The organism is Variovorax sp. 01T439_2, from assembly GCF_056398445.1.
The window spans coordinates 1-4,165 of the sequence record NZ_JBFTPJ010000523.1; the positions used below are offsets into that span (position 1 = coordinate 1).

A 4,165-nucleotide genomic window follows, 5' to 3' on the forward strand; every position below is an offset into this window, starting at 1 on the left:
ACTTCCTGCCGCGCCGGGTCGGGCTCTCCAAAGCCAAGGAGCTGATCTTCAGCGGCCGGAAGGTCGAGCTCGAAGAGGCCCTGCGCCTGGGCATCGCCGATCGCCAGTCGGATGCCCAGAGCCTGGTGGCCGATGCCCAGCGCTGGGCGGCCGAGATGAGCCAGGGTTCGGCCACCGCATTGGCGCTTGGCAAGACGATCCTCAACCAGAGCTTCGAGCTGTCCGCGCACCAGGTGTTCGCGCAGGGCAGCCAGGCGCAAGGCATCTGCTACACCAGCACCGAGCATCGCGAGTCGGTGATGGCCTTCCTGGCCAAAAGCAGCGCGAAGAACGGGACGACGAAATGACCGAACTGAACGCCATCGCCAGGCTGCTCAAGCCGCGCAGCGTCGCCGTGATCGGCGCCTCGGCCGATGCGGCCAAGACGGCCGGCCGGCCCGTGGCCTACTTGCGCAAGCACGGATTCACGGGCGAGATCTACCCGGTCAATCCGCGTGTCGATGCCATCGGCGGCCTCGCCTGCTATCCGGACATCGCCTCGATTCCCGGCACGCCCGATGTGGGCATCGTGCTGCTGGGCGCCGAGCGCGCGCACCAGGCCGTGCGCGAACTCGCGGCCAAGGGAACCGCCGCGGCGATCGTGCTTGCCAGCGGCTACACCGAAACGGGGGAGGAGGGCGCGCGCCGCCAGCAGCAGCTCATCGAGGCGGCCGGTGGCATGCGCATCCTCGGCCCCAACACGATCGGGCTCGTCAACCTGAGCGACAACATCGTGCTCTCCGCCAGCGGCGCGCTCGAGATGGAACACTTTCCGGTCGGCGGGATCGGCGTGGTCTCGCAGAGCGGGGGCATCCTCGGTGCGCTGCTCTCGCGTGCCGCGGCGCGCGGCATCGGCCTGTCGAAGCTGATCTCGACCAGCAACGAAGTGGACCTGGACCTGGCGGATTTCGTCGACCACCTGGCCGACGACGCGAACACCAAGGTCATCGCCCTCTATGTGGAGAGCGTGCGCAACCCCGAGAAGTTTCGTGCCGCTGCGCTGAAGGCCGCGCGCGCGGGCAAGCCGGTTGTCGCGTTCAAGATCGGCCGCTCCGAAGCGGGCGCGAAGGCCGCCGTGTCGCACACCGGTGCACTCGCGGGCGCCGACCGCATGTACGACGCGCTGTTCAGGCAGGTCGGCGTGATCCGCGCCCAGACCTTCGGCGATCTGCTCGACATTCCGGTCGCCTTGGCCACGGGCCGGAAGCTCCGCGGCAAGCGCGTGGCCATCCTGACCTCGACGGGCGGCGCCGGAACGCTGGTGTCGGACGACCTGGGCATGCAGGGATTCGAGACGCCGGCGCCGGATGCCGCAACGGCCGCGGCCTTGCGCGCACTGCAGAGCGGCGATCACGCGGTGCTCGACCGCAACCCCATCGACGTGACCCTGGCCGGCCTGCAGCCGGACCTGCTGCGCGGCGCCATCAATATCCTGCTCGAGAGCCCCAGCTACGACGCGCTGGCGATCATCGTCGGCTCGTCCAGCCTGGCCATGCCGGAACTCATGGCAGGCGCCATCCAGGACTGCCTGCCCCGCTCGGACAAGCCGGTGATCGTCTACGTGAGCCCGCATGCGCCCGAAGTCGCGGCCCTGCTCACGCAGCGCGGTGTGCCCGCCTTTGCCGCGGCCGAAAGCTGCACCAGCGCGCTCGGTGCCATGCTGAATGCCGGCAGCTGGCGCGAGCCCAGGTCGTCCAGCGCGCCTGCCGCCGCGGTGCCCATCGACAACCTGCCCATCGGCTCCCTCGATGAAGCCCAGGCCAAGCAGCTGTTCACCCGCTTCGGCGTGCCGTGCGCGCGCGAGATGGTCGTGAGCACGCCGGCCGAGGCCGAAGCCGCGGCGCGCGAACTGGGCGGACGCGTCGTGCTCAAGATCCTGTCGGCCGAGATCACGCACAAGAGCGATGTCGGCGGCGTCGCGGTCAACCTGTCGGCCGAGACCGTGGGCGCGCGCCTGCAGGCGATGGCCGCCGAAGTCGAGAGCAAGGCCGGCGTGCGGCCCCGGCGTTTCCTGGTGCAGGAAATGGTGGGCGGCGGCACCGAGCTGATCCTGGGCATGCACCGCGATCCGCTGGGCACCGCCATCCTGCTGGGCATGGGCGGCATCACCGCCGAACTGTTCAAGGACACCACGATGCGGCTGCTGCCGCTCCAGGGCAGCCTGAGCCGCGAGGATGCGCTCTCCATGGCGCGCGAGCTCAAGACCTGGCCCTTGCTCGATGGCTTCCGCGGCCGGCCCAAGGCCGACGTCGAGGCGCTGGTCGATGCCATCGTCGCCTTCTCGGAGATGGCGGCGCGGCTTGGCGAGCGTTTGGTCGAAGCCGAGATCAACCCGGTCTTCGTGTTGCCGCAAGGGCAGGGCGTGCGCGCGGCCGATGGCGTGGTCGTGCTGGCCGGCTGAGCGAGGCGAGGCAAGCCACCCCCCCGGAGCCATCCAGATGCACGTCACACAAACTTTCGCGCGCTACGCGGCCGACTTCCGGCGGCAGGATCTGCCGGCCGAGATCCTCCACCACGCCAAGCGGGCCGTGATCGACTGGTACGCCTCGCTGTTCCCCGGCCTCGGTGCGGCGCCGGTGCGCCAGCTCGAGGCCGCCCTGAACGAAGACTTGGACCGCGGACGCGCCTTTCTCGTCGGCGGTCGCCCGGCCACCGCGCGCGCCGCTGCGCTGATCAACGGCACGGCCGCCCATGCAGCGGAGGTGGACGACAGCTTTCGCGAAGCCATGTACCACCCGGGCGCAGCCACCATTGCCGCCGCGCTGGCCGCAAGCCATGACGTCGGCGCCAGCGGGCTGCAGTTCCTGCGCGGCGTGGTGCTGGGCTATGAAGTGTCGACGCGCATCGGCGTCGTGATGGGCCGCGCGCACTACCGGTTCTGGCACAGCACCGGCACGGTGGGCAGCTTCGGCGCTGCGGCCGCTGCGGGCGTTCTCATGGACCTGGACGAAGCCGCCTTCGCGCACGCGCTGGCCACGGCCGCCACCTTCACGGCCGGCCTGCAGCAGGCCTTCCGCATGGACTCCATGTCCAAGCCGCTGCATGCGGGCCGCGCGGCCGAGGCCGGCGTGCTCGCGGCCCAGCTGGCACGCAACGGTGTCACGGGCTCGCTCGACGTGCTCGAAGGAGAGGCGGGGCTGGGCCGGGCCATGAGCGACGGGCCGGACTGGTCGCAGATCGGCGCGACGCTGGGGCGGGACTTCCACATCGCCCGCCTGACGTTCAAGAACCACATCGGTTGCGGACATGCCTTCGCGGCCATTGACGGCGCGCTGGCGTTGAAGCGCCGGCATGGCATCGAGGCCGGCGAGATCGCGCATGTGCATGTGGCGACCTACCGCCCGGCGCTCGACATCGCCTGCTACACGCAGCCGGCCACCGCCAACGAAGCGCGCTTCAGCCTCGGCTACGTGGTGGCGACCGCGCTGGCGCATGGCAGCGTGCGGCTGGCGGCGTATGAACCGGCGCGGCTGCGGGACGCGGCCACGCGTTCATTGATGGAGCGCATCAGCGTGACGGTGGACCCCGAGCTCGATGCCGCCTTTCCGGGCCAGCGCGCGGCGCGCGTGCTGATCACGATGCGCGATGGCCGCTGCTTCGAACACCTGCAGCCCAACCGCAAGGGCGATCCGGAAGAGCCGCTGAGCGATGCCGAGCTCGAGGACAAGTTCATGGAACTGTCCTCGCCCGTGATCGGCAGCGCACCGGCGCGGGCGCTCCTGGACCGGCTCTGGACGCTGGAGCGCAGCACGGCGGCGCCGAGCTGAACTCCGGCGTTCGGCCGGCGGGCCGCCACCGAGGCCGCCACTCAGGAACTGCAGCTGTAGTTGGCCGCCAGCTTCGCCGCCGCCGCATCGTTGGCCGGGCCCGTGTAGCGCGGATATTGCGGRTACTGGCACAGCGGCCGGCTCAGCAGCACCGCCCCTTGCGCATCGCGCTTCTCCGCGAGCAGCGTGGCAGGTGCCGCGCTCTTGGTCACCCACTGGTCCAGGGCCGTCAGCAGGTCCGAGGTGTCGGCGCCCGGTCCGCCGGCGCAGTGGTTCACGCCCGGTGCGACATAGAAGCGCGTCGATGCGTCCGCGGTTGCGGCGCCGATGGCGTTTCGCATGTTCCCGTAGTACTCGGT

General features: G+C 70.5%; 4 protein-coding genes. 3 read left to right on the forward strand and 1 reads right to left on the reverse strand.

Annotation, left to right across the window (positions count from 1 at the left end):
- The 3 genes from AC1DOC_RS22180 to AC1DOC_RS22190 form a co-directional block, all read left to right on the forward strand.
- Nucleotides 1-347, forward strand: a 347-nt coding sequence (locus AC1DOC_RS22180) for an enoyl-CoA hydratase/isomerase family protein (protein WP_478130492.1), incomplete at its 5' end; no start/stop codon positions are given.
- Nucleotides 344-2,440 carry an acetate--CoA ligase family protein gene (locus AC1DOC_RS22185; RefSeq protein ID WP_307596785.1) on the forward strand — a complete coding sequence of 699 codons (2,097 nt, stop codon included), beginning with the start codon at nt 344-346 and terminating at the stop codon, nt 2,438-2,440. The genes AC1DOC_RS22180 and AC1DOC_RS22185, both read left to right, overlap by 4 nt.
- A 37-nt stretch (nt 2,441-2,477) precedes the next feature.
- A complete protein-coding gene (locus AC1DOC_RS22190; protein WP_307596786.1) occupies nt 2,478-3,806 on the forward strand; it encodes an MmgE/PrpD family protein in 1,329 nt (442 codons plus the stop codon).
- A 41-nt stretch (nt 3,807-3,847) separates the two neighbouring features.
- Here the strand turns inward: AC1DOC_RS22190 and AC1DOC_RS22195 are convergent.
- Nucleotides 3,848-4,165 (reverse strand): tannase/feruloyl esterase family alpha/beta hydrolase (locus AC1DOC_RS22195; protein WP_478130493.1); only part of this gene is annotated, 318 nt, incomplete at its 5' end.

Coding starts and splice junctions, on each gene's coding strand:
- AC1DOC_RS22185 (WP_307596785.1), top strand. CDS start 344: ATGACCGAACTGAACGCCATCGCCAGGCTGCTCAAGCCGCGCAGCGTC.
- AC1DOC_RS22190 (WP_307596786.1), top strand. CDS start 2,478: ATGCACGTCACACAAACTTTCGCGCGCTACGCGGCCGACTTCCGGCGG.